At 59.3% G+C, this 25,908-nt stretch carries 21 protein-coding genes; 11 read left to right on the top strand and 10 right to left on the bottom strand.

Translation table 11 applies throughout. From position 1 onward, the window contains the following. Window positions 1-21: 21 nt before the first annotated feature. The 7 genes from AC0J41_RS12910 to AC0J41_RS12880 form a co-directional block, all read right to left on the bottom strand. On the bottom strand, window positions 22-1,077 hold the full coding sequence (locus AC0J41_RS12910) for a tetratricopeptide repeat protein (RefSeq protein WP_025109604.1): 1,056 nt from the start codon (window positions 1,075-1,077) through the stop codon (window positions 22-24). A gap of 269 nt (window positions 1,078-1,346) precedes the next feature. Continuing rightward, window positions 1,347-2,768 carry an efflux transporter outer membrane subunit gene (locus AC0J41_RS12905; protein WP_473015832.1) on the bottom strand — a complete coding sequence of 474 codons (1,422 nt, stop codon included), beginning with the start codon at window positions 2,766-2,768 and terminating at the stop codon, window positions 1,347-1,349. Then, window positions 2,765-5,956: an efflux RND transporter permease subunit gene (locus tag AC0J41_RS12900; RefSeq protein ID WP_473015831.1), complete on the bottom strand. Its 3,192-nt coding sequence runs from the start codon at window positions 5,954-5,956 to the stop codon at window positions 2,765-2,767. Before AC0J41_RS12900 ends, AC0J41_RS12905 begins: the two co-directional genes overlap by 4 nt. A 15-nt stretch (window positions 5,957-5,971) precedes the next feature. Further along, window positions 5,972-7,225: a multidrug efflux RND transporter periplasmic adaptor subunit MexE gene (gene mexE / locus AC0J41_RS12895; protein WP_025109607.1), complete on the bottom strand. Its 1,254-nt coding sequence runs from the start codon at window positions 7,223-7,225 to the stop codon at window positions 5,972-5,974. Window positions 7,226-7,497: 272 nt separating this feature from the next. Beyond that, complete coding sequence (locus AC0J41_RS12890; protein WP_473015830.1) at window positions 7,498-7,959, bottom strand: DUF805 domain-containing protein; 462 nt, start codon at window positions 7,957-7,959, stop codon at window positions 7,498-7,500. A gap of 19 nt (window positions 7,960-7,978) precedes the next feature. Beyond that, window positions 7,979-8,323 (bottom strand): hypothetical protein, encoded by a 345-nt coding sequence (locus tag AC0J41_RS12885; protein ID WP_025109609.1) that lies wholly within the window; start codon window positions 8,321-8,323, stop codon window positions 7,979-7,981. Window positions 8,324-8,501: 178 nt separating this feature from the next. Beyond that, window positions 8,502-9,428, bottom strand: a complete 927-nt coding sequence (locus AC0J41_RS12880) for an HTH-type transcriptional regulator ArgP (RefSeq protein WP_473015829.1) — start codon at window positions 9,426-9,428, stop codon at window positions 8,502-8,504. Window positions 9,429-9,670: 242 nt separating this feature from the next. On the opposite strand from AC0J41_RS12880, the gene AC0J41_RS12875 reads away from it, so the two are divergent. The 3 genes from AC0J41_RS12875 to AC0J41_RS12865 all read left to right on the top strand — a co-directional run bounded on the left by AC0J41_RS12875 (window position 9,671) and on the right by AC0J41_RS12865 (window position 11,610). Beyond that, window positions 9,671-9,937, top strand: coding sequence for a hypothetical protein (locus AC0J41_RS12875; RefSeq protein WP_473015828.1), 267 nt, complete (start codon window positions 9,671-9,673; stop codon window positions 9,935-9,937). Window positions 9,938-10,003: 66 nt separating this feature from the next. Next, window positions 10,004-10,288: a hypothetical protein gene (locus tag AC0J41_RS12870; RefSeq protein ID WP_025109612.1), complete on the top strand. Its 285-nt coding sequence runs from the start codon at window positions 10,004-10,006 to the stop codon at window positions 10,286-10,288. A 143-nt stretch (window positions 10,289-10,431) separates the two neighbouring features. Next, entirely contained in the window at window positions 10,432-11,610 is a 1,179-nt protein-coding gene (locus AC0J41_RS12865; protein ID WP_473015827.1) for a sugar transporter, read from the top strand. A 73-nt stretch (window positions 11,611-11,683) separates the two neighbouring features. On the opposite strand, the gene AC0J41_RS12860 is transcribed toward AC0J41_RS12865, so the two are convergent. Then, window positions 11,684-12,613 carry a LysR family transcriptional regulator gene (locus tag AC0J41_RS12860; protein ID WP_025109614.1) on the bottom strand — a complete coding sequence of 310 codons (930 nt, stop codon included), beginning with the start codon at window positions 12,611-12,613 and terminating at the stop codon, window positions 11,684-11,686. Between the two features lie 270 nt (window positions 12,614-12,883). Between AC0J41_RS12860 and AC0J41_RS12855 the strand changes: the two genes are divergently transcribed. The 4 genes from AC0J41_RS12855 to pgm all read left to right on the top strand — a co-directional run bounded on the left by AC0J41_RS12855 (window position 12,884) and on the right by pgm (window position 19,120). Continuing rightward, window positions 12,884-13,906, top strand: a complete 1,023-nt coding sequence (locus AC0J41_RS12855) for a zinc-dependent alcohol dehydrogenase family protein (RefSeq protein WP_025109615.1) — start codon at window positions 12,884-12,886, stop codon at window positions 13,904-13,906. Between the two features lie 546 nt (window positions 13,907-14,452). Next, window positions 14,453-15,928 (top strand): hypothetical protein, encoded by a 1,476-nt coding sequence (locus tag AC0J41_RS12850; protein WP_473015826.1) that lies wholly within the window; start codon window positions 14,453-14,455, stop codon window positions 15,926-15,928. A gap of 48 nt (window positions 15,929-15,976) precedes the next feature. Further along, window positions 15,977-17,377 (top strand): aminotransferase-like domain-containing protein, encoded by a 1,401-nt coding sequence (locus tag AC0J41_RS12845; protein WP_473015825.1) that lies wholly within the window; start codon window positions 15,977-15,979, stop codon window positions 17,375-17,377. A 96-nt stretch (window positions 17,378-17,473) separates the two neighbouring features. Continuing rightward, on the top strand, window positions 17,474-19,120 hold the full coding sequence (gene pgm, locus AC0J41_RS12840) for a phosphoglucomutase (alpha-D-glucose-1,6-bisphosphate-dependent) (RefSeq protein ID WP_473015824.1): 1,647 nt from the start codon (window positions 17,474-17,476) through the stop codon (window positions 19,118-19,120). A gap of 85 nt (window positions 19,121-19,205) precedes the next feature. Here the strand turns inward: pgm and AC0J41_RS12835 are convergent, their stop codons facing one another. Beyond that, a complete protein-coding gene (locus AC0J41_RS12835; protein ID WP_473015823.1) occupies window positions 19,206-19,901 on the bottom strand; it encodes a pirin family protein in 696 nt (231 codons plus the stop codon). Window positions 19,902-20,179: 278 nt separating this feature from the next. On the opposite strand from AC0J41_RS12835, the gene AC0J41_RS12830 reads away from it, so the two are divergent. Next, window positions 20,180-22,654 carry a UvrD-helicase domain-containing protein gene (locus tag AC0J41_RS12830; RefSeq protein WP_473015822.1) on the top strand — a complete coding sequence of 825 codons (2,475 nt, stop codon included), beginning with the start codon at window positions 20,180-20,182 and terminating at the stop codon, window positions 22,652-22,654. A 58-nt stretch (window positions 22,655-22,712) separates the two neighbouring features. Here the strand turns inward: AC0J41_RS12830 and AC0J41_RS12825 are convergent, their stop codons facing one another. Beyond that, window positions 22,713-22,985, bottom strand: coding sequence for a DUF1652 domain-containing protein (locus tag AC0J41_RS12825; protein ID WP_025109621.1), 273 nt, complete (start codon window positions 22,983-22,985; stop codon window positions 22,713-22,715). A gap of 263 nt (window positions 22,986-23,248) precedes the next feature. Between AC0J41_RS12825 and AC0J41_RS12820 the strand changes: the two genes are divergently transcribed. From AC0J41_RS12820 to AC0J41_RS12810, 3 genes are read left to right on the top strand one after another with little or no spacing between them, the layout of a single operon-like run. Continuing rightward, entirely contained in the window at window positions 23,249-24,064 is an 816-nt protein-coding gene (locus tag AC0J41_RS12820) for a helix-turn-helix domain-containing protein (RefSeq protein WP_025109622.1), read from the top strand. 51 nt (window positions 24,065-24,115) lie between these two features. Further along, window positions 24,116-25,522, top strand: a complete 1,407-nt coding sequence (locus AC0J41_RS12815; protein ID WP_473015821.1) for an NAD(P)/FAD-dependent oxidoreductase — start codon at window positions 24,116-24,118, stop codon at window positions 25,520-25,522. Window positions 25,523-25,553: 31 nt separating this feature from the next. Next, window positions 25,554-25,898, top strand: a complete 345-nt coding sequence (locus AC0J41_RS12810) for a cupin domain-containing protein (protein ID WP_473015820.1) — start codon at window positions 25,554-25,556, stop codon at window positions 25,896-25,898. The last annotated feature ends 10 nt before the right edge of the window (window positions 25,899-25,908 follow it).

Genomic DNA, 25,908 nt, shown 5'->3' with positions numbered 1-25,908 from the left:
AAAATCCTCTCGCCAGGGGTTTTAGAGTCCTTGTTGCAAAGCCGGGTCATCGGGGTTCATCTGTTCCAGTTGCGCCAGCAAAACCTGCACGTTCTGCAACTGGCCGCTTTCTTTCCAGTAATTGATCAGCAGCACCCGGGCCTTGCGGTCGGCGGGGTGGCGCTGCACGACTTCCTGCAATTGCTTTTGCGCCGCTTCCAGTTCTTCGGCGGCGTGCAGGGTGGTCGCAAGGTCGTAGCGGTAGTCCTTGTTGTCAGGCTCAAGCTCGACCGCTTTGGACAAACCGAGCAGGGCGAACTCGCGCTGGCCGTGGTGCAGCAGCCACAGACCCAGTGCGTGCTGCAGGTAGGCGGAATCCGGCTGGGCCTGCAACTGTTTCGCGAGCAGCTGGCGGGCAGCGTCGCTCTGGCCCTGGCGATCGAGGACATCGATCTGCATCACCAGCGCCGGCAGGTTGCCCGGCTCCAGACGCAAGGTGTTGTCGAGCGCTTGCTGGGCCTGTTTGAGTTCGGCGTTGTGCAGATACAGACGCGCCAGTTGCGCGTAGGTGGCGGCGCTTTCCGGTTGGCCAGTGAGCACCTGCTCCCAGCCATCGATCGCTTGCTGCAGGGGGGCGAAATACAGGCCGAGCTCGTCCGGCGTCAGACCCAGCAGGGCGTTGATCGCGGCAAAACGCACGGTTTGATCTTCATCCTCCAGCATCGGCCCGAGCAACAGACTGCGTTGTCCGCCGGGCACCAGTCCCACCACACTCTGAATCGCTGCCAGGCGCACCTCGGGTGCCTCGTTTTGCAGGTGCGCGTCGGCCAGTTTCAGCGCCTGCGGGCTCGGGTAGTTGGGCAACTCGGCCAGCAGCCAGACGCTGCGCTTGACCGACAAGTCCGGGCGCGCCAATTGTTGATAGAGCTGACGCGCCGCCCCCGGTTGACCGGAGCGGGCCGCCGTGAGGGCTTCGCTGTAGCCGCGCTTGATCGCCTCGGGCACCACCGGGGTGGTGGAGCGCAGGGACAACCAGGCCACGACGATGAGCAGTACAAGGCCAAGGCTGATAAGCAGGTAGCGGCGGGACTGAGGCATGCGATTTCCGTGAACGGGTGTTCTTTAGCAGAGGGGCAAGCTTCGGTCAGCTTGGCCGTTGAGTCAAATTCGCCAGTTGATCAATTGTGGGGACGCGTCTGCTCGCGAATACGGTATGCCCGTGCGTCTGGATATCGACTGATCCGGCGCTATCGCGTGCAGGCTCGCTTCTACAAGGGAAGCAGGCACAAAAAAGCCCCGCGACCGAATGATACGCGGGGCAAAAAATTGGTTGGTTGCGGCCAACCAAAGGAGCGCTTGAAAAATGCTTACTTGCTGGCGACCGTCTCTGGCTGCCAGCCACCCCCCAGGGCCTTGTAGATCGCGACGATGCCGCGATACAGATCGACTTCGGCCTGGGCCTGGCTGTCTTCGGCGTTCAGGCGTTCGCGCTGAGCGTCGAGCAGTACCAGGAAGTCAGTGGTGCCTTCGCGGTAGCGGATTTCCGCGAGATCGGCAGCCTTGCGGCTCGATTCACTCTGACGGATCAGCGAGATCAGACGTTGCTGACGTTTGCCGTAATCGCTGAAGGCGTTTTCCGATTCTTCCAGGGCCAGCAGCACTTGTTGCTCGTAGGTCGCCAGTGCGCCTTCGGCATCGGCATCGGCGCCGCGCAGGCGGGCACGCACGCTGCCAAGGTCGAACGCCGCCCAGGTGATACTCGGGCCGAGCGCCCAGGCGTTGGCCGCCGAGGAGCCGATCTGCGAACCGCGCCCGGCCGTCCAGCCGAGGAAACCGCTGAGGCTGACCCGCGGGAACAGGTCGGCCTTGGCCACACCGATCCGCGCAGTGGCCGAAGCCAGCTTGCGCTCGGCGCTGAGAATGTCCGGACGACGTTGCAGCAGTTCGCCCGGGTCGCCGATCGGCAAGGCTTTGGCAATGGCCGGCAAATCTTTCGGGCTCAGGTCCACGGTCAGTTTGTCCGGACGCTCACCCAGCAGGGTGGCGATACGGTTCTTCTGTCGAACCTGTTCGGCCTGGAGTTGCGGCACGCTGGCTTCGACCGAGGCCAGACGCGCATCGGCGCGTTCGACGTCGAGCTGATCGCCCACCCCGGCATCACGCAGGCTGATGGTGATCTTGCGCGACTCCTGCTGGTTTTCCAGGTTGGCCACCGCGATCTTCTCGCGCAGTTGCGCACCACGCAATTGGCCGTAGGCATCGACCAGTTCGGCAATCATGGTGACTTGCAGTTGGTACAGATCGGCTTCGGCTGCTTGCTGGTCAGCATCGCTGGCTTCCAGATTGCGCTGAATTCGGCCGAACAGGTCGATTTCCCACGCCATGTCCAGTCCCAAATCGTAGCGCTCACTGTTGACCCGTTTGGTGGTCTGGCCGGGGATTTGTCCCTTGGCCAGATCGCTGCTGGCGCGGCTGGTGATGGTCGGCATTGCATCGTTGCTGACGTCATCACGGATCGCCCGGGCGGCTTTCCAGCGAGCGAAAGCCACACGCAGTTGGCGGTTGCCTTGCAGCGATTGGGTCACCAACTGGTTGAGGGTCGGATCGTCGAACTGCTGCCACCAAATGCCTTCGAATTTCGATCGGTCGAAGTTCTTTTGCCCGGCTGCGCCGTCGGTGGCGGTCGTGATATTGGCCGCCTCCGTGGCTGGGGTCTTGTAGTCAGGGCCGACGGCGCAGGCGCTCAGCGCCAGCACCAGCAGACTCGGCAGGAAGACTTTCAGACTCATTGTTGCGCCTCCAGTGGCTTTTGAAGATTGTGCGCCTTGGCCGCTTTGCGGGCTTCGCCGCGCTCGACGAAATTACGAATCAGCACATAGAACACTGGCGTCAGCAGCAGACCAAAGAAGGTCACCCCGAGCATCCCGGAGAACACCGCCACACCCATCGCATGACGCATCTCGGCACCGGCACCGCTGGAGAACACCAGTGGCACCACACCCATGATGAACGCGAAGGAGGTCATCAGGATCGGCCGCAGACGCAGACGGCAGGCTTCCAGTACCGCAGCCAGCGGATCGAGGCCTTCCAGCTGTTTATCCTTGGCGAACTCGACGATCAGAATCGCGTTCTTACAGGCCAGGCCCACCAGTACGATCAGACCGATCTGGGTGAAGATGTTGTTGTCGCCGCCAGAGATGATCACCCCGGTAATGGCCGACAGCAGGGTCATCGGTACGATCAGGATCACCGCCAGTGGCAGGCTCCAGCTTTCGTACTGAGCGGCGAGCACCAGGAACGCCAGCAATACGCAGAGCGGGAACACGAACAGCGCGGTGTTGCCGGACAGAATCTGCTGGTAGGTCAGGTCGGTCCACTCGTAGGTCATGCCGTTCGGCAGTTCATCCTTGAGCAGTTTCTCGATGGCTTTTTCGGCCTGGCCGGAGCTGTAGCCGGGCGCAGCGGCACCGTTGATTTCAGCAGTGATGAAGCCGTTGTAGTGCATCACGCGATCCGGACCCGAGGTGTCGCTGACCTTGATGAAGGTCGCCAGCGGGATCATTTCGCCCTTGTTGTTACGCACTTTCAGCTGACCGATCTGGTCGGATTCGAGGCGGAACTGTTGCTCAGCCTGAACGTTGACCTGATAGGTGCGCCCGAAGCGGTTGAAGTCGTTGGCATACAGCGAACCCAGGTAAATCTGCAGGGTGTCGAAGATGTCGCTGACGGCTACGCCGTGGGTCTTGGCTTTTTCGCGGTCGATGGCGGCATCGACCTGTGGCACGTTCACGGTGTAGCTGGTGAACAACCCGGCCAGTTCCGGCACGCTGCGGCTCTTGGCGATGATGTTCATGGTTTCTTTGTACAGCTCGTCGTAACCCAGGTTGCCCCGGTCTTCGATTTGCAGGCGGAAACCACCAATGGTGCCCAGACCTTGTACCGGCGGTGGCGGGAAGATCGCCATGTACGCTTCCTGAATGTTCGCGTACTGGCCGTTCAGGGCGCCGGCGATTGCACCGGCAGACATGCTCGGATCTTTACGCTCGTCAAACGGTTTCAGGGTCACGAACACGATGCCGGCGTTCGGGCTGTTGGTGAAGCCGTTGATCGACAGGCCCGGGAACGCTACGGCGCTTTCCACGCCTGGCTGTTTCAGCGCCAGGTCGGACATACGCTTGATCACGTCTTCGGTGCGATCCAGGCTTGCGGCGTCCGGCAATTGCGCGAAAGCCACCAGGTATTGCTTGTCCTGGCCCGGAACGAAACCGGTCGGGGTGCTGGAGAAACCGAAGAACGTCAGCACCATCAGGCCTGCGTACAACAGCAGGGCGATACCGCTGCCACGGATGACCCGACGCACAGTACCGACGTAGCCATGGCTGGCCTTGTCAAAGAAGCGGTTGAACGGACGGAACAACCAGCCACCGAAGATCTTGTCGAGGATTTTCGAGAAGCGGTCTTTCGGCGCGTCATGCCCTTTGAGCAACACGGCGGCCAGTGCTGGCGACAGGGTCAGCGAGTTGAACGCGGAGATCACGGTCGAGATCGCAATGGTCAGCGCGAACTGCTTGTAGAACTGCCCGGTAAGGCCGGAGATGAACGCCGCCGGTACAAACACCGCACACAACACCAGCGCTGTCGCAATGATCGGGCCGGTCACTTCACGCATGGCGCGCTTGGTCGCTTCGACCGGCGTCAGTCCCAGCTCGATGTTCCGTTCGACGTTCTCCACCACCACGATGGCATCGTCCACCACGATACCGATCGCCAGTACCAGGCCGAACAGGGACAGGGCGTTGAGCGAGAAGCCGAACAGGTGCATCACCGCAAACGTACCGATCAACGATACCGGCACCGCCACCAACGGAATGATCGAGGCGCGCCACGTCTGCAGGAACAGAATCACCACCAGCACCACAAGGATCAGTGCTTCGAAGAGGGTGTGAACCACTGCCTCGATCGAACCGCGCACGAAGATCGTCGGGTCATAGACGATGCTGTAGTCCATGCCTTGCGGGAAGCTTTTCTTCAGCTCTTCCATCTTGCCGCGAACTTCGTTCGAGATCTGGATGGCGTTGGAGCCTGGACGCTGGAAGATCGGGATCGCTACCGCCGGCTGATTGTTCAGCAACGAACGCAGGGCGTATTGGCTGGAACCCAGTTCGACGCGAGCGATGTCCTTGAGGCGCGTGATCTCACCGTTATCGCCTGCGCGAATGATGATGTTCTCGAACTCTTCCTCGGAGACCAGACGGCCTTGCGTGTTGACCGACAGCTGGAAGCTCTGGGCATTCGGGGCAGGGGGCGCGCCCAACTGACCGGCAGCGACCTGACGGTTCTGTTCACGAATCGCCGTCACCACATCGGTGGCGGTCAGGTTGCGCGAAGCGGTCTTGTTCGGATCGAGCCAGACCCGCAGCGAGTAGTCGCCCATACCGAACAGTTGCACGTCACCGACACCGCCCAGACGCGCCAACTCATCCTTGATATTGAGGATTGCGTAGTTGGACAGGTAGAGCATGTCGTAGCGTTTGTCCGGCGAGGTCAAGTGCACAACCATGGTCAGGTCGGGCGACGCCTTGTCGACGGTGATACCGATGCGCGTCACTTCTTCGGGAAGTTTCGGCTCGGTACGGGTCACCCGGTTCTGCACCTGCACCTGCGCGTTGTCCAGGTCGGTGCCCAGAGCGAAGGTGATGGTCAGGGTTATCTTGCCGTCAGCGGTGGACTGCGAGGACATGTACAGCATGTTCTCGACGCCGGTGATGGCTTGCTCCAGCGGAGCGGCCACGGTTTCACCGATGACTTTTGGGTTGGCGCCCGGGAAGTTGGCACGCACCACCACAGTGGGTGGCACGACTTCCGGGTATTCGCTGATCGGCAGCTGGAACAGCGAGATCGCACCGGCGATCAGGATCAACAGCGACAGCACCGCTGCGAAGATCGGCCGTGAAATGAAGAATTGGGAAAAATTCATCGGAGTTATCGTCCCTTAACCGCGTGGGGTCGCAGCGGCAAGCTTCACAACCGATCCCGGCGCGCCTTTGGCAGGTGCGACTTTGGGCAGGTTGCTGGCTTCCAGCGCTTGTCGTTGTTGGGCCAGGGCGGCAATGGTCTGCTCGCTGGCCATCGGGATCACTTCAGGGGTCACCGGCGAACCCGGACGTACCCGCTGCAGGCCCTTGACGATGATCGTGTCGTCCTTGTTCAGCCCGGTGCGCACGATGCGCAGGCCTTCGATCTTCGGACCGAGTTCAACGGCGCGGTATGCGGTCTTGTTGTCCGCATCCATTACCAGCACGAACTTCTTGCCCAGGTCGGTACCGACCGCTTCGTCGTTGATCAGCATGGCGTTGTAGGTGCCGCTGCCGACCAGTTTCAGTCGTGCATACAGACCCGGGGTGTAGGTGCCGTCGCTGTTGTCGAACACGGCGCGACCACGGATGGTGCCGGTCTTCGGGTTGACCTGGTTGTCGACGAAGTTCATCTGCCCCAGGTGCGGGTTGCCGTCTTCGTTCGACAGCCCCATGTACACCGGAGTGGTGGCGCCGCGTTGGCCGTTGCGGGCGAGTTGAGTGTATTTGAGGAACACCCGCTCATCCGCGTCGAAGTAGGCATAGACCTTGTCGGTGGAAACCACGCTGGTCAGTGGTGTGGTGTCGGCGGTCACCAGGTTGCCGGCGGTGATTTCGGCACGGCTGACGCGGCCGCTGATTGGCGCGGTGACACGGGTGAAGCTCAGGTTCAGCTTGGCCAGATCCAGTTGCGCTTGCAGGGCACCGACGGCGGCGCGCGCCTCTTGTGCAGCGCTGGTGCGCGAGTCGGCCAGTTCGGCGGAGATGGCGTTGCTGGCACGCAGGCGTTCACCGCGGCCGGCTTCGTTTTCACTGCGGGTGGCGTTGGCGCGCGATTGTGCGACCAGGGCTTCGAGGCGGCGCACCTCAGCCTGGAATGGACGCGGGTCGATCTGGAACAGCAGGTCGCCTTTCTTCACCAGTGCACCTTCGGTGAAAGCTACCTCGTCGATCTGGCCGGAGACCCGTGGACGAATTTCAACGGTTTCCGGCGCTTCGAGGCGCCCGGTGAATTCGTCCCACTCGTTGACCGGTTGTTCCAGCACCTTGGCCACGCTGACTTTGGCAGCGGGCATAGTGGCGGCAGTCTCCGGAGTCTTGCCGCAAGCGCTCATCACCAGCACGGCCAACAGGGCCAACGGGAAGCGCAAATGTTTGAGTGACTGTTCCATGGAATCATCCGCCAATGTATTGAAGATGGGCGGATGATGCTCGGCGGGCTGTGATGGCACGAATCGAATGAAGCAAAGGTAACTATCATTCGGAATGATATAAGACCGATTCGAGCCCTCTAGCATGCACTTTTCGTTAGGGTGCTATCAATCTGTTTGATGACAAATGTGTGTTGCGTGGCGGGTAAAAGTGCAGCGGCCTTTTCAGCGGTGGGTAGCACAAACAAAGAGACGGCCATGAAGGCCGTCTCGATCAACAGTTACAGGCTGACTCAGTTGATACCTTTACGGTTCGGCCCGAAACGGTTTGGACCTGGCTGGCTGTCTTGCACCAGAAATACCAGGTTGACGATTGGCAACAGCAACCACCAGCCACTGCGGTCGGTGTCATGCATGCGGCGAGCGCCGACGGCAATGCTCGGCAGCAACATCGCCAGGCTGTAGAGGTTGTAAAGGACGCCCTTGGTATTGAGCATGGCATCGAGAACGCCCATGACAATGCAGATACCCAGGTTGATCAGCACGAACATCCAGTACTCGCGGCGAGTCGCGCGGCCTTTGAATTCTGCGTAGTTCTTCAGCGCTTCCATGTATGGGTTACCCGTCGTGATGGCGGGGCCGCTTGCATAAGTCTGTTGAGTCTGTTGAGTTGCCTGAGGCGCGCCGCACTGTGGGCATGCCACGGCCAGACTACTAATTTCCTTGGCGCAACCGCGGCAGAAAACCATGCTCATATTCTTTCCCTAAAATTATTCAAATCGATAGACAGGACAAAACGAACGCGGCAAGGCCTGACAAAATGATGCCGGCGATCGCGAGGTTTCTTCCTGGGTGGTGTTGGTTGATACAGACGATGCCGCAAGTGAGGCCCGCAAGGCTGAGGATGCCCACACCGACAATCGAGTCCCTGTCCCATTCGGAATCATCAAACAGGGTGAGTGCGCTGATAATTCCGAGGATCAACGAAACGATGGCCAGCCAGGGTATTTCGGCTTGCGTTTGCGGCACGGTGGCCTGTTGGGCAGCCCCGCATTGGGGGCAGGTGAGCGCCGTTTCGTGTAGCTCCTTGGCGCAAGCACGACAATAGACCATTGCCATCGTTTTCCTTAACTGAGTGCGATTGCCCGACCCTCCATCGGTCGGGGCGGCGGTAAGTTAAACTTTATTGCCGGATTTGTCATTATCACTTTGCCATCATGATGGCTGTAGATTTGCCGACACAGTTTTGCGCAGGGCTGTGCGGAATCGCCAGTAAGCACTTGAATCCGCCACGCAACTACTTCCTCGGCATGGTCGAGCGTTTTACCGGCCCCTTGCTGCTCAAAATACGCCGCGCGGCATGTACCGCGCGCTCGGAGAGCGTTTCCATGCGCGGTGATTGCAGTTCCCAGGCGTGCCAATAAAGCTCTACATCCGTGAAATGCCCCGGCGCGACATCCACCAGGTCGCGGCTTTTCAGCAAATCACTGACCTGCATATGCGGCACCATCCCGTAGCCGAGGCCACGGCGTATGGCTTTCAGGCGCGCCTCTGGAAGTGACAGGTAGTGCGTGGGGTAAGCGTCGGCGGTCAGACCGAAGCGCGATTGCATGAAATCCGACTGCAAGGTGTCCTTGCGCGAATAGGCAAATACTGGCGCCTTGCGCGCAGCCGTGCGGCTCAGGCCCTTGGCAAACCAGCGCTGCTGAAACGAGGGCGATGCCACCCATTGGTAACGCATCGAGCCCAGCAACTCAGCAAAACAGCCGCGCATGGGCTGGGAGCGCGTGCCAATGCAACCGATGACCTGGCCACTTTCCAGCAGGGCATAGGTGTGGTCCTGATCGTCGACCACGACGTCGAGCAGAATATTCTCGCTGACGAATATCTCGGCCAGTGCCGGGAAGAACCAGGTCGCCAGCGTGTCGCCATTGACCGCAATCACCACGCGCAGGTGATCGTGTTCATCGCCGGTCAGATCGTTCAGCAGTTCCTCTTCGAGCACGGTTGCACGGCGCAGATAGAGCATCAGTTTCCTTCCCGCCTGAGTCGGCTCGCACGGGCGCCCGCGCACAACCACCGAGCTGCCCAGACGCACTTCAAGCGCGTGTATGCGTTGCGACACCGCCGACGGCGTTACGTTGAGACGTTCCGCAGCCTTCTCGAAACTGCCGCTGTCGACCACGGCGAGGAACGCCTGCATCTGTTTTGCGTCGAGTTGCATGGTCGCCACTCTCGTTAAGTATTTCTAATGGAGACTGAAAGATACTTCGTTTTTCTTCACCTCGATATGCAACTGCCCAATCATTACCCCAAGGCGACGTGCAGTGGCGTTGATCGGCACGGCACGCCGCACCAAGCGTCATCGAATCTTCGGATGACAGGATTGAAGCGTTGTTGACCCCGCAGGGTGAGCGTGATGAAGAATGAAATGTCCAGCGTCCGATACTTGCCATGAAGCTCAATATGATTATCGCGCTGAGCGCCATTGCATTGGTCGGCAACTATGTCTGGCAGTCCCACGACCTGAAACTCGGCCCTTACGAGTACCAGGTTGCGGCCAAAACACTGCAGTCCCGACACACTCACTCCGAGGCCCGTCGGCTGGCTCTGAACGGCGCCGAGAAAAAGTGCGCATCGCTCGGCAAGCAGGTCGATGTGTTCGATGTGCAATCGCGCGTGCCGCTCGATCCAGTGAATGAAGTGACCCATGTGACGTTCGTCTGCAAGTGATTTCCATCCCGGCAATGCCAGTCATCCAGGCGCATTGCGAGTTTTAATTTATCGGCGGTACACACCATGAAGTTATTGGCTATTGCGTTGCTTGCTACGTTGTTGAGTGCCTGTGTGACCTCAGTTCATGACTGGTCCAGGCCGGGCGCAGGCGCGGCTGAAATCCAGCACGATAAAGCTGAGTGCCAGTACCAGGCCAAAGCGGCAACTGCCAGCTATCACTCAACCCCTGCTGCAAACGACAAAACCCACGGCATGGGCAGTGCCGTAGGGGACGGGATCGTTATTGCGGAAAAACAGATCGACCTGACGAATGATTGCATGCGCGTCAAAGGCTATGCAGGCCAATGAAAAAGGCAGTCGAATCTTTCGTCGCTGGTTGTGAAGCACCCCTGCAACCGCTTAACGTTGCGCCAGCGCAGAACGTTACAATACACCCACTGATGGACACAGATCGAGTGCGCGCGATCATCGAAGAGTAAAACGACGTTTAAATGAGTGATTCTACGGCGACAAACAACGGCAACTGGTACGCGGTGATTGCACTGGCACTGGCTGCATTTGTGTTCAATACCACCGAATTTGTACCTGTGGGTCTGCTGAGTTCGATCGGCAGCAGCTTCGACATGTCGACGGCGCAGGTCGGCCTGATGCTGACCATCTATGCGTGGGTGGTGTCGCTGACGTCATTGCCGATCATGCTGCTGACGCGCAACGTCGAACGACGACGACTGCTGATTGTGCTGTTCGGGATGTTTATCGCCAGCCACATCCTGTCGAGTCTGGCGACCAGCTTCGGTGTGTTGCTGGTGAGCCGGATTGGCGTGGCGTTGTCGCATGCGCTGTTCTGGTCAATCACCGCGTCTCTGGCCGTGCGCCTGGCGCCCCCGGGCAAGCAGGTTCAAGCCCTGGGCTTGCTGGCAACCGGTACTTCGCTGGCGATGGTGCTGGGGATTCCCCTCGGCCGCTTGTTGGGCGAGGCCATGGGCTGGCGCACCACGTTCATCGTGATTGCAGGCTTTGCGGCGGCGCTGGTGTTCTGCCTGGCGAAGGTTCTGCCGTTGCTGCCCAGCCAGAATTCGGGTTCGCTTAAAAGTCTGCCGGTGTTGTTGAAACGACCTGCGCTGGTGGCGATTTATGTTCTGACGGCGTTGGTCGTGACTTCACAGTTCACCGCCTACAGCTACATCGAACCGTTCGTACTGACGGTGGCCAACATGAGCGGCGATGTGGTGACGCTACTCCTGCTGTTATTCGGTGGCGCCGGTATTTTCGGCTCGCTGCTGTTCAGCTACCTGCACAGCTATAACCCGCAGCGCTTTCTGATCATCTGCGTATCGGTGCTCGCCCTGTGCCTGGCTTTGCTGTTGCCTTTGAGTGGCAACGTCTCGTACCTCGGCGTACTGAGTGTGTTCTGGGGCATGGCGATCATGGGCTTCGGGCTGGCATTGCAGTCGAAAGTCCTGGTGCTGGCGCCGGATGCCACCGATGTAGCGATGGCACTGTTTTCAGGCATCTACAACATCGGCATCGGCGGTGGGGCACTGGTGGGCAGCTGGGTGGGCAGCCAGTTCGGCTTTGCTTACATCGGGGTGGTTGGCGGTACGTTGGCGGCAGCGGCGCTGTCGTTTTACTGCCTGTCGATGTATCGCAACAGCCGGCCCGTGGCTTGAGTTTGAGCGGGAAGATTCGCCGCTGGGGGGATTTTTAGTTCGAATGCTTGGCCTGTCTCTCTTTGCAGCCTGCTTAATGCGCAGGCAGCTCAAGACTGTCTGGATCGCCAAAAAACATCTGAATCCGCGACCGCAACCAACGCTCGCCCGGATCGTTATCCTGCGACCCGCGCCACGCCATGTGCAGCTCAAACGTGCGCGTCGGCAACGGCGGATCTTCCGCGCGTACGCCACCCGCAGCCGTCAATGCGTCGGCGGTGTAGTCCGGCACGGTCGCGACGATGTCAGTGCCCGCGAGCAAGGTGCTCAAGCCATTGAACTGCGGCACGGCCAGCACTACGTGCCGCTTGCGGCCGAGTTTCTCCAGTTCTTCATCAATAAAGCCACTCAGGTCGCCAGCGAACGACACCAGCGCATGCGGACGCGCGCAATAGTCGTCCAGGCTCAGCGGGCCCGGTACGGTGTCGGCGCGCAACAGTTTCGGCTGGCTGCGGCGCAAGACCTTTCGCTTGGCGTTGGCCGGCAGGTCGGTGGTATAGCTGACGCCGATGGAGATTTCGCCCGAAGCCAGCAGGCCCGGCATCAATATGTAGTTGACGCGGCGCACCACCAGCACGATCCCCGGTGATTCGGCGCGAAGGCGTTTGAGCAGCATCGGCAGCAGGGCGAATTCGACGTCATCGGACAGGCCGATGCGGAACACCGAGGTGCTGGTGGCCGGGTCGAACTCTGCCGCACGGCTGACTGCTGTGGAAATGGAGTCGAGGGCAGGCGAGAGCAGGGCGAAGATTTCCACCGCGCGGGCGGACGGTTCCATGCTGCGTCCGGTGCGCACGAACAGGGGGTCATCGAACAGGCTGCGCAGGCGCGAGAGCGCCGCACTGATCGCCGGCTGACCGAGAAAAAGCTTTTCGGCGGCGCGGGTCACACTGCGTTCGTGCATCAATGTTTCGAACACGATCAGCAGGTTCAGGTCGACACGACGCAGGTCATTACGATTCATCTGGAGTCCTGGCAGAGTCATCAAGCTTGACGAGAGCGGCCATATGAGAACAATGGCCGGCATGAATATTACGGGGAAAGGCTGGTACTCTGCACCGCTAAATTCAGGTTTGCCGGGTCGGTGGCAGCATTTTTTTCATCGATTTTGCCCATGCGGTCCATACTGCGGAATCAATGACAGGCATGTCGACTATTAATAGCCACTGATAGTCTTGGGTCAAAAGCCCAGATAGAGTTCAGGGCATTAGAGGTTACTTTGACGAGGTTTGCGATGTCCCGCACGATCCGTTTTCACAAGTTTGGTCCGGCCGAGGTGCTCAAATGCGAAGAGCATGCGGCCGCTCAGCCAGGTCCTGGCGAAGTGCAGGTGCGTGTCGAAGCGATCGGCATCAGCTGGTACGACATACTCTGGCGTCAGAACCTGGCGTCGTCCCAGGCACGTCTGCCTTCTGGCCTCGGCCATGAAATGGCCGGTGTGGTGACTGCCGTCGGCGAAGGCATCGACGATCTGTCGGTTGGCGACAAAGTCGCCAGTTTTCCGGCCCAGAGCCCGAACGACTATCCGGTGTACGGTGAGCAGATTGTTCTGCCACGTACAGCGGTGACCCGTTATCCGGATGTGCTCAGCCCGATCGAAGCCAGCGTGCATTACACACCGCTGTTGATCGCCTATTTTGCCTACGCCGATCTGGCGCGGGTCAAACCGGGGCAGTTTGCCCTGGTCACTGATGCCAGCCACTGCGCCGGTCCGTCCTTCGTGCAGTTAGGCAAGGCGCTGGGTGTACGGGTGATTGCGGCGACCAAGACTGCCGACGAGCGTGAGTACCTTTTGTCCCTGGGCGCCGAGAAAGTCATCGTCACCGAGGAAGAAGACCTGTTGATGCGAATCAACAAGATCACTGACAACCGCGGCGTCGACGTGGTGTTCGACGGTCTTGGCGGCCCGCAGATGTCGTTGCTCGGCGATGTGCTCGCACCGCGTGGCAGCCTGGTCCTGTATGGCCTGCAGGGCGGCAACCAGACACCGTTTCCGGCCTGCGCGGCGTTTCAGAAGAACATTCAGTTCTTCGTGCACTGCATCGGCAATTTCACCGGCAAGCCCGAGCTGGGCATTACTCAGGACCATGTCGCGGTGCAACGCGCATTGCGAGACATCAACCAGCTGACCGCTGACCGCGTGTTACTGCCACTCAAGACGCGGGTCTTCCCGTTCAGTGAGTTCGTTGAAGCACACCGCTACATGGACGAATGCCCGTGCCGCGAACGGGTTGCCCTCCAGGTCGAACCCGCGTAACTCCTTCCGATCAGAGTCCGTGGCCCCACGGACTCTTGCGTTGTACTCCCTGCAAATGACGATACATGCCAGGCCCGGCGCCTGGCTTTTGTGTATCTGAACCGGTTTTTGCCCGCTATCTGTATCTTCTAATCGTCTTGTAAGCCCTGATAATTGAATGATTACTTTCATCTCAAGGAATGAGCCATGTCTGTGCATTCTGTTTTTCTAGCGCTGTTTAAAGAAAGCTTCAATGAGCGGAACACCTATTTCTGTTTAAGGGTTGTAGGGGGTTTCCTATTTACGTTCTGCTTTTCTTGTACTCAATGTTCGTGGGACGTTGTAAGAAGTTTCCTCAGATATTTTTATAGAAGAAAAATATCAATAAAAACAGATGGATGCGGAGATATTGTGGGCGGAGCTGTCAGCTTCTTTGTGCCATGTGTTTCAAATGACTTCAAAAACATAAGTGTTAGTATTTGATCGTCTATTACTTATTGATGAATTTATTGCGCCTGCCTCACCGCTGGAGCGCGATATGAATTTTTTACGCCGGGTAAAGTACTGATGAGCACGATCCATGATCAGGCAATGAATTATGTCTACCAGCAAGTATTGCAACGATTGCTGAGTTTTTTTTCCAGAGCCGAGCGCACAGCGCTGCAGTTGCTGATTCAGCGGCTGGTGGTCGCCGCCGGCGGAATGGAACGCATCGGTGACTACAAGGTAATGGTGACACCGTCCGGCACTCGTGACAGTTGCTATACGCTGGCATTGTTGCGAGCCGCGCAACTGAGTATTGCCGGTCGGGCGCCCGCTACTTTCCATTTACGTGTCGCCACGCTGCGCTGGAGTGGAATGGGACCGGCGACGCTGGACAATCTGCACCGCAGCTTCGGTGCGCTGTTCCTTTACGACGATCCCAGGGTCGAGTTGCTGATGGTGGATCATCGTCAGGTACTGCCGTTCAATCACCTGGCTCCTCTCGACAAGGAGAACACTGATGCCAACCGCACCGACGTTCTGATGATGGGGCACCGCCGGGCGAGGGACGAGGCCTTTGTGTTGTGGGATGACGCCTGCCTGGCATGGGCCGGTTTTTACGGCCAGATTGCCCGCTGGGGCAATGGTGTCGATGCATGGGTTGCCAGCGAGTCACTGCATCGCCAAAAGCAATTCATCGACAGTCTGGACCGTGCCGTACTGAAAGCCGGAATCGGTGCGCTGGCGGCCAATGCCGGAACTTTCGATGAATTGTTCGCCTTGCTTGACGGACTGGGAGGTGACTTGTATCGCGGCTTCTACAGCGAATCCGAGCGGCTGTGCTGGCGCCCCGAAGACGGATTCGAGTCCTGCCGCCGGACAACATTCGTCGACATCCATGACATGGTGGTGGGCAAACTGGAAGAACGCTGGCCGTTGCTCAGCGAGTTCCTTGGGTTTCAGTCAGAGGAGTGGGCGTTCAGTCAAGGAATGGGGGAGTACGCAGACCCTCTGATCGAGGCTCATTTGTGTGGCCTGACGGCAGAATTCATTGACGGCCGCAGCTATGAAAGCGGCTTTTCGGAACATGTCCAGCGCACATTGGCGCAGATGCAGCACAAACAGTTGCCGGAGCCGGCCTGCGAACAAATGATCACAAGGTTCGGCCATCTGCAGGCGCTTGATGACCTGCGCGAGCAAGCGGCGAGCAGTCTGTACAGAACTTACGGCTTGAATGAAGCGCAATCGGTCTGCCTGTTGTTCACGCCATTCATTGAGCGGGGAGCCGGTCTCGAACGATTCCTGCGCAGCTGTCATCCCGGCATGCTGGTGGCAATGCCCGATTTGCATCGAGCCATGCAAGGGCTGCACGGTCCGGAACAAGTGCTGCAATGGATGGTGGATGTCAGTGGGTTGCCGGTCAGACTGATAAGCCGACTCTATTCCATGGAACCCTTGCCAATGTGTGGGACTGCCGCGCGCGCATTGGAACCTGCACTCGACACGGCGGGTCTCGATGGCCTGAATGCCGGCCTGGGTGATCGGTCAGCGGAACGTTGAGGTGAGTGATCGATCCTTCGGTGCATCTCTATCCACGGTAGCCGGTTCATGAAAGCTGCAGGGGAACCGGGTTTTGCTTACCAGGCTGTCTATCGCTACCTGATGCGATTGATGGCGGAGCCGGCCGGCGACGGCAATCTCAGACTGCCTTCGTTGCGTCAGTTGGCAGATCGTCTGAACGTATCGATCTCGACCATCCAATACGCTTATTCGTTGCTGGAGAAGGAAGGGCGGATCTACTCGGTTGCCAAGTCCGGCTACTACGTCCGGGCCGTTGTAGGGTTGACGCCCCCAGCCGTTGGCAATGATCTGCTCGAAACGGTCTACGTCAATGCGCGGCGCCCGGGGATGCGCTTACTGAGCGCCGAAGATCCGGTTTCGGTGCAATCGCTGGACAGCCCCTTGCTGCTGTTGGAGCGCGAATTGTTGCGTCAGTACCCGCGCCAGCCATCGTTGCTCGATCAGCCCTGCGGTGAACTGGAATTGCGCACCGTACTGGCGGCCCGTTACACCACCTCGCCGAGCCAATGCTGGCACGCCGAAGATGTCTACATCGGTGCGGACTTGCGTGGGGTACTGGAAATCCTGGTTGCCGTTCTACAACTCAGGCACGCAACCGTTCTGGTCGAGTCGCCCTGCGACTGGGTGATACTGCGGTTGCTGCAGGCTGCAGAGGTGCGCGTGATCGAGCTGCCGTTGCAGGCCTGCGGCGGCCTGGAGCCGCAATGGCTGGAAACACAGCTCAATACCGGGAATGTGCGGCTGGTGCTGCTGTCTTCGGGCTTGTGCATGCCGCGCGGTACGCAGGTTCCGGCGGATAACCGCATCACCATCGCCAGACTGCTGCGCGAGCATGGCACCTGGGTTCTGGAGAACGATTGTTACGGCGAACTTGGCGAAACAATGGATGGCGAGCGCTTGCGTGATCGGCTCGATCCCGACCGGCTGTTGGTCTTCTCCACATTCGAGAAAATCATTGGTATCGAAGCGCCTTACGGCTTCGTCTTGTCGCGACAATGGAAGAGCGAGATGCTGCGGCATTTTCTGATGCGATCATTCCGACTGTCGCCCATCCGCCAGAAGGCTATCGCCCGACTGTACCGAAATGGTCGGATCGACCAGCACCTGCAGGTACTTCGTCGGCTTCTGAAGGAGCGACGAACGCCAATGATCCACTTGCTGCGCGAACGCTTGGGCGATGCGTTGCAGGTTGTCGAACCGCAAGGCGGGGCGACTGTCTGGGTGCGTTCAGTGCGTCCGGTGGACATGCGCGATGTGTTTCAGCGCATGCTCAGGCAGCAGGTCCTGATTGCGCCGGGTGAACTGTTCAGCCTGCAGGGATTACACGGCCATCATCTGCGTTTGAGCCTGCTGGAGCAGGGTGAACACGGCCTGGTCGGGATCATCGGAATGCTGGGGGATGCGTTGCGCTTGGCGCCTCTGGAATGAACGTTGAAATCTGTCGGATAGATCCCGTCGCGCTGCGGTCAAACTGCCAGTAAACTGCGCTGTATTTCCTGGACCACTCTATCTCAGAGGTTTTGCATGACTATCAGTCCTTTTGCGGGCAAACCGGCACCGGCAGAATTGTTGGTCGATATCCCGCGACTGGTAACGGCTTATTACACCGGCCAACCGGATGCTTCGATTTCCACCCAACGCGTGGCGTTTGGTACGTCCGGGCACCGCGGCAGCTCCTTCGACTTGAGTTTCAATGAGTGGCACGTTCTGGCGATCAGCCAGGCGATCTGCTTGTATCGCGAGGCACAGGGCATCACTGGCCCGCTGTTCGTCGGCATCGATACCCATGCGCTGTCGACCCCGGCCGGGGCGAGCGCACTGGAAGTGCTGGCAGCCAATGGCGTGACCGTGATGATCGCCGAAGGTGACGAGTACACACCGACGCCGGCGATCTCGCACGCGATCCTCTGCTACAACCGTGGCCGCACCTCGGGGCTGGCCGATGGCATCGTCATCACGCCGTCGCACAACCCGCCGCAAAGCGGTGGCTACAAATACAACCCTACCAATGGCGGCCCGGCCGACACCCACATCACCAAGTGGATCGAAGCCAAGGCCAACGAACTGCTCGCCAAAAAACTGGCCGGCGTCAAGCGCGTCAGCTACGAGCAGGCGCTCAAGGCCAGCACCACCCACCGTCACGACTACCTCAACACTTACGTTGCTGACCTGATCAACGTGATCGACTTCGATGCCATCCGTGATGCCAAACTGCGTCTGGGTGTCGATCCACTGGGTGGAGCAGGGGTGCGCTACTGGTCGGCCATTGCCGAGCACTACCGTCTTGATCTGGAAGTGGTGAATAAACAGGTCGATTCGACCTTCCGCTTCATGACGGTCGATTGGGACGGTCAGATTCGTATGGACCCATCGTCAAGCCATGCCATGCAAGGTTTGATCGGCCTCAAGGAACGTTTCGACGTGGCTTTCGCCTGCGATCCGGACCACGACCGCCACGGCATCGTTACTCCTTCGGGCGGTCTGCTGGCACCGAACAACTACCTTGCGGTGTCCATCGACTATCTGTTCCAGAACCGCCCACAATGGCGCGTCGATGCTGCCGTGGGTAAAACCGTGGTCAGCAGCGGCCTGATCGATCGCGTGGCCAAACGTCTGGGACGTCGTCTGTACGAAGTGCCGGTCGGCTTCAAATGGTTTGCCGATGGCCTGTTCGACGGTTCGCTGGGTTTCGGCGGTGAGGAGAGTGCGGGTGCGTCGTTCCTGCGCAAGGACGGCGGCGTGTGGAGCACCGACAAGGACGGTTTGATTCCAGCTCTGCTGGCGGCCGAAATGACCGCCCGCACCGGCCGTGATCCAAGCCAGGCTTATCGCGCACTGACCGATGAACTGGGCGAACCGTTCTCGGTACGCGTTGATGCCAAGGCCAACCCGGAGCAGAAGGCCCTGCTGAGCAAGCTGTCGCCGGCGCAAGTGACATCGACCGAACTGGCAGGCGAGAAGATTCAGAGCATTCTCAGCCATGCCCCGGGCAACGATCAGGCCATTGGCGGCTTGAAAGTGATGACCGAAAACGGCTGGTTCGCTGCGCGTCCTTCGGGCACCGAAGACATCTACAAAATTTACGCCGAAAGCTTCATTGGCGACGACCACCTCAAGCAACTGGTGGCCGAAGCGCAGACCCTGGTGGATGGCGCTATTTCCACGAAATAGTGGCAATTACCTCGCCACAAGGTCGGCAAGGTCAATGTTAAAAAAGGGGTGATCCAATGGATCACCCCTTTTTCATGCCCGCAACTTAAGCCAGATCCACCAATACGATCTCGCTGTCCTCAATCGCGGTCACTGTCAGCACTTGCTCATGCGCCACCGCTACACCGTCTCGAGCTTGCGCGCGCAAGCCGTTGACTTCAATCACTCCGGTAGCCGGTACCAGATACGCCCGTCGCCCCGCATCCAGACGATACTCCGCCGTTTCGCCAGCCTTGATATTCGCCGCCACCAATCGTGCATCGGCGCGAATTCGCAGGCTCTGGTCGTCGCCGTCCTTGCCGCTGGCAAGCGTTACAAAACCTTCGCGCTGACCTTTTGGAAATGGTTTTGCACCCCAGGATGGCGGCGCGCCAGTTTCAGTCGGCAGAATCCAGATCTGAAAAATCCGGGTTTCGTGTGCTTCCAGGTTGTACTCGCTGTGCGCGATACCCGAACCAGCGCTCATGACCTGCACATCACCAGCCTCGGTGCGGCCCTTGTTGCCAAGATTGTCCTGGTGAGTAATTGCACCTTCACGCACGTAAGTGATGATTTCCATGTCACGGTGCGGGTGCTGCGGGAAGCCAGTGCCAGCGGCAATCACGTCATCGTTCCACACCCGCAGATTGCCCCAGTTCATGCGCTGCGGATCGTAGTACTCGGCGAACGAAAAGTGGTGATGGGCGTCCAGCCAGCCGTGATGAGCGCCGCCCAGCGTGTTGAAAGGTCTGAGTTCAAGCATGATCGTCTCCTCAAAAGGCTCGTCATGGGGCGCAGCGCCTGAGCCACGAAGCGAGACCGTCGGTTAATGAGGGGCATCATCCATCAGTCAACAATCGAGAAAAAGCGTAAAAAGTGCGGCATTCTCATCGAATCCACTGATGAAAAACCGGTTCGAAACGATCTCATCCGACTTTCAGTTCATCGCCTAAACCAATGACCTGTAAGCATTTAGCTAGAACTCATTGGCAAATACCGCCACCATAGCCCCAACAGCCTCACACACTGGAGTCCCTCAGCGTGGCGCAACACACTCCCGATCTTCCTCCCGAACTCCGTCCCCTGGCCGACATGCCTTGGTTCAAGCGTCTGGCCGCGCGCTTCTTCGGCCATGGCCTGACTCGTTTACGCGCGCAGCACCGCGCTTCATGGCTGCATGGCCAGGCCGACGGTTTTCGCAGTGGCCATACCGCTGGTGTCGAGTACGGTTTCAAAGAAGGCAAACTCGAAGGTCTGGAGGAAGGCCGGCAGGTCCTGTTGATCCGTGACAGTCGCAGCACCGAGCATCGTCCGCCGAGCGTCGATAACTATCTGTTCGACGACTGGCGTCTGCCACTCAGTGCCGAGCTGAAGAAGCGCATGAAGGCCGATGTTGCACGCCTTTTGCCCGAGCATGCCCAGCCAAGTGCTGCGCAATGGAAAATGATCTTCAGTGATACACCTTCAACGTCCGTGATCGCCGGTGCCGGTGCTGGCAAGTCGACGACGCTGGTGCTGCGCATTCTGTTGCTCACGCACTACCTGGGTTTTGAGCTGGATTCGATGACGGTGGTGACCTTCACCCGCGAGTCGCGCAAGGACTTCATCAACAAGCTGATCGAGTTGTTCGCGCTCTGGGGCCAGACGTTGAGCCTCAAGCAGGCGCGGGAACTGGTGCGCACCTTCCACTCGCGAATTTTGCCGATGGTTCGCAGCCTGCCGGGATTCGAGCGCTTGCAAGCATTCGAGAACCTCAATGATCGGCCACAAGGCGCTGACGAAAAGGTCGACAGCAGCCCCTTCGATCTGCGGATCAACGACGCTCAGCGTCGGCAACTCAATGCCTGCTATCACCGCTTGTTTAATGAAGACGAGCGTTTCCGCCAGTTGATTCAACCGTTGGCCAAGGCTGGTTTGCAGCTCAGGGAGCTGGAGCGCGATCACCCGGATGTGCAAAAGCGCATGGCGGTGACCGAATTGGCAGCCAAACGCGATGAAGAACTGTGCGACGCCATCGAAGACTTGTGGTTTCGCGCCGCAGCGTGGCCGATCAAAGGCATTGAGCCGAACCGGCAGACCTTCGAGATCAACGGTTCGACCTTTCATTGCCATGGCTACATTCCCAGCCTTGATGCCTGGGTGGTACTCGGCTTCGATCCCCGGGAAAACCCGCAGATTTGCCGGCCCAATGCCAAGCTCAGTGTGCGCGCCGAGTGGGCGGTAAAGCGCACACTGTTTCAAGCTTTCTGTCGTAAGCCATTGATTTGGATAGATAATTACGAATCCTCAAAGCGGGTTCTGGCGACGCTGGCGGCTGACGCCAGCGCCGGTCCAGGCTTCGATTACAAGGTCAAGGGCGAGCTGGCGTCGGCGCCATTGCTGGATTGTTTTGTCACGGCGGCAGGTTTCATCGAAAACCTCGGGCTGGATGTGCCGGAGGCGGTCGGGCGCATGAGTTTTGCCAAGGACGACCCGGACCGGTTCTTCTTTGAGGCGCTGAGTCTGTTCTGGCGTGCGCTGGAGGATCATCTGCTCGATCAGAAACCGCCGGTGATGACTTACAACCGGATGTTTGCCCTGTTCAGCGAGCATTCGCCGGAGAACCTCAAGCTGTTGGGCGACGAATTGCTGCGGCCCATGGCGCATTTGATGATCGACGAATTTCAAGACGTCTCGCCACAGATCGTCTCGTGGATCCGGGCCAGTCTCGGGGAAATCCGTAGTCGCGGACCGGCCATGCACGTCGGGCGGGGTGCCCAGCGCTCGTCGTTGCTGTGTGTGGGTGACGACTGGCAGTCGATCTACGGCTGGCGTGGCAGTTCGCCGAGTTACTTCATGGAGTTCAACAAGGAATTCCCGTCACCGAGCACCACGCGGGTGATGCTCAGCGATAACTACCGCAGCCATCAGTACATCATCGATGCGGCCGAACACATTGTGCGCGCCGCGCCGGCGATCCCCGGCAAGAAAGCCAAGGCCAGCGGTGCAGCCAGGCCGGTGCAACCGGTAAACGTGCTGGAACGCGATGATCAGGCCATGGGGCAACGCCTCGCCGAGCACTACAATCGCGGCGATTCAATCTTGATGCTTTATCGAAAAAGTAGCGATAAGTCATTGATAGAACAACATATTCAGCCTGTTCTTAATGTTGATTCAAACTTGCCGTACGAAGCGCGGCGCCTGAAACAGCTGACTTACCACAGCGCCAAAGGCCTGCAGGCGGATGCCGTGTTCCTGCTCGGCGACTGCCAGCACTTGACCAGTTCGCCTTACAAGAATCAGGTGTACCGCATGGCCGGCCTGGGCAAGGCTGGCGACAACGAGCCGTACGACACCGCGCAAAAGGACGAAATTCTGCGCCTGGCCTACGTTGGGATTACCCGGGCGGTCAGCCATTGTTATTGGTACGTCGAGCCGCAGGACGCCCAGGCGGTGAACATGCCGAGGGCGTCTGACAGGGTTGTCCAAGGCAAGGCGTTCTTTGCCGATCACCGCGTCAAAGTGCCAGTCGCGTAACTGTCACGCACAAAAAAGCCCGCCATCATTGGCGGGCTTTTTCATATAAAACAACAGCTTATGCGTAACTCTTGAGAGACTCTGGAGGAATGAAAGCCTCCAGTTCGTCTTCCACGGCTTCGATAATTCGTTCGACATCGGCCGCGTTCATCACCGTGGCACAAGGAATGCCGGCAATGGCGATCATGGTTTCACCGCTGGCACGATCGAACAGACGGGCAATCATGCTGCCCGGCGCATCCATCGTCGCTTCGAAACCCATGGGGTGAAAGTGCCAGCGCATCAACTGGCACGCGTTGGGGAACGTGACTTTACTGGAACCTTTATTCATGTGTAGCCCGCCTTCATCATCGAGCGCTTCCTTTTGCTCATGCTAGGTGGGAAGAGCCTTCATTGGCTCAACCGGTCAGTGACGTTAAAAGTAGCATCCGGATGTGAATTTTCCGTGAGATTTTTCAGTTCATTTTGCGATTGCTGCGCATTTTTTGATGTAAGTCACGCCCGTGCCCGTCATCGCCAAAAGGCCAGCATGGTTTAGCCGTTGATCGAGATGCCGAACTTGGGCAAGCTCGGTTCTTTTGCGCCGAGCCCTTTATGCACGCCGACGATGACGGCCCCGAACAGACCCCGGCCACGGCCGCCACGGTCATGCGCTATCACCTGAGCTGGAAACACCGCGATCTGGACAGCGTCATGGCGTTGTATCACCCGCACGTCCAGTACAACGATTTCTTTCAGAACCGCGTGCTCGGCCTCGACGAGTTGCGCGAGTACGTGCGCGTCAGCATGCCGCGAGAATCCGACGAAGCGCTGGAGCATTGCGACCGGATCCGCGTAGACGGCAACACGGCGTTCATTCAGTACGAAGTGACCCTGCGCGGTGGCGACGGGCTGGTGTCTTTCCGTTCCAGTGAGGCCATAACGGTCAAGGACGGTTTGATCTGGCGGGTCAACGAGTACGCCTCACTGGTGCGCGCGCAAACCCAGGGAGCCGCCGCTCCCAGTCAGCGCCCGGCAGTCAGTCGCCTGGGGTTATCACCCCGCCAGTTGAGCTTCATGGCTGAAGACCTGCAGCAATACTTCGAGCGGCAGCAGCCGTACCTCGATCCGGAGCTGGACCTGCAACGGGTGGCGAAGGAGTGCGGGTACAGCCGCAATCAGATTTCCTACTTGCTCAATCAGGTGTTGGGCCAGAGCTTCTACCGCTACGTCAACCAGGCCCGCCTGCAACATTTGCTCAAGTCGCTGGACCTCGCCACGCCGCCCCTACGCATCGACGAGCTGGCATTCGCGGCGGGATTCAACTCGCTGTCGGCGTTCTACAGCTGTTTCCGCCAGCACACCGGCCAGTCACCCAAGGCCTACGCCAAACAAATTTCTTTGCGGGCACGCGCGCAAGACATCCGCTGAAGTCACGCACTAGGATCGACGCCATCGAAGTTTTCAGTGGCGGAGTCTTGCATGCCGGCGTGGCGCACTATCAGTTTGTGGATGGATCAACTCGACGAGCCGCTCACCGCGCGGCCGGCGCTGGAACAGGATCTGGATGTCGACGTGGCGATCATCGGCGCCGGTTACACGGGGCTGTGGACCGCGTACTACCTGAAAAAACTCGCGCCGGGGCTGGATATTGCCATCGTCGAGGCGCAGATCGCCGGTTTTGGTGCCTCCGGGCGCAATGGCGGCTGGCTGATGGGCAATTTGCTGGGCGAGGATCGCCTGCTCGCCGGGCTCTCGCCGCAGCAGCGTCGTGCTTCGTTTGATCTGCTGCACGGCATTCCCGATGAGGTGGAAGTCGTTCTCGAACGTGAGGGTATCGACTGCGATTACCGCAAAGGTGGAGTGCTGTACTGCGCCGCCCGCTACCCGGAGCAGGAAGCCAGCCTGCGCGAATACCTCGACAAATTGCACGCCCAAGGCCTGACCGAAGACGATTACCGCTGGCTGAGCCCCGAGCAACTGGCGCAGCAGATTCGCGTCGCCAAGCCCTATGGCGGGATCTACGCGCCGCACGTGGCGACCATTCATCCGGCGAAGCTGGTGCGCAGTCTGGCGCGTACCGTGCAGAACATGGGCGTGAAAATCTACGAAAACAGCCCGGTCACGCACTGGCAGTCCGGCAGTTTGCGCACGGCCAAGGCCCGCGTGCGCAGTCGCTGGATCGTGCCCGCTGTCGAAGGCTATTCAGTCACGCTGCCGCCGTTGGGTCGCTATCAGTTACCGGTGCAAAGCCTGATTGTTGCCACTGAGCCACTGTCGGCCGCCACCTGGGATGAAATCGGCCTCAACCGTGGCCAGGCCTTCAGCGAGTTCAGCCGTCAGGTCACCTATGGCCAGCGCAGTGCCGACAATCGCCTGATCTTCGGTGCCCGCGGTGGTTATCAGTTTGCCGGCAAGCTGCGCCACAACTTCGATCTGACCCGCGATGAAGTAGAACTGCGCCGCTATCTGTTCGGCGAACTGTTCCCACAACTGAAAAACGTGCAGATCACGCACGCCTGGGGCGGCAACCTCGGCATGTCCCGGCACTTCAAGCCGCACATGCTCTGCGATCGCGCCAACGGTATTGCGTTGTCCGGTGGTTATGGCGGGGAGGGTGTAGGTGCCAGCAACCTGGGCGGTCGCACACTGGCCGATCTGATTCTGGAGCGCGATACCGAGCTGGTTCAGCAGCCGTGGGTGCTGCCGGACGGCGGTATTCATGCGCTGCGCGCCTGGGAGCCGGAGCCGTGTCGCTGGCTTGGCTACAACGCGATCATCAAAAGCTTCGTCCATGAAGACCAGACCCTGGCCAACCCGGCCACCGCACCGTGGCGGCGCAAGCTTGCCAGTCAGGTGGCGGGCTTCATGGAAGGTTTCATGCACTAACCGCCGTTTTCTTCAAAAGACAGGTCCCACCATGAGCATTACACAGTTCAAGAACACCGCCACCCTGCAACTGGACGAATCCAGCCCGGTGGCCGTGCCACTCGGCGAGCCGGTCGCCATTGCCTCGACCACCAGTGTCGAGCGCGACGACGGCGTCGAAACCGGCGTCTGGGAATGCACCCCGGGGCGCTGGCGCCGGCAGATCACCGCGCAGGAGTTCTGTCACTTCATCTCCGGCCGTTGCACGTTCACCCCGGACAACGGCGGCGAAACCCTGCACATACAAGGTGGCGACGCATTGATGTTGCCGGCCAACACGCTCGGCATCTGGGACATCCAGGAGACCGTGCGCAAGACCTACGTCCTGATTTTCTGACGCTTTGATC

This window comes from Pseudomonas sp. Arb-4-2C (assembly GCF_055755015.1).
This window is presented reverse-complemented; position numbering and strand designations above follow the sequence as displayed.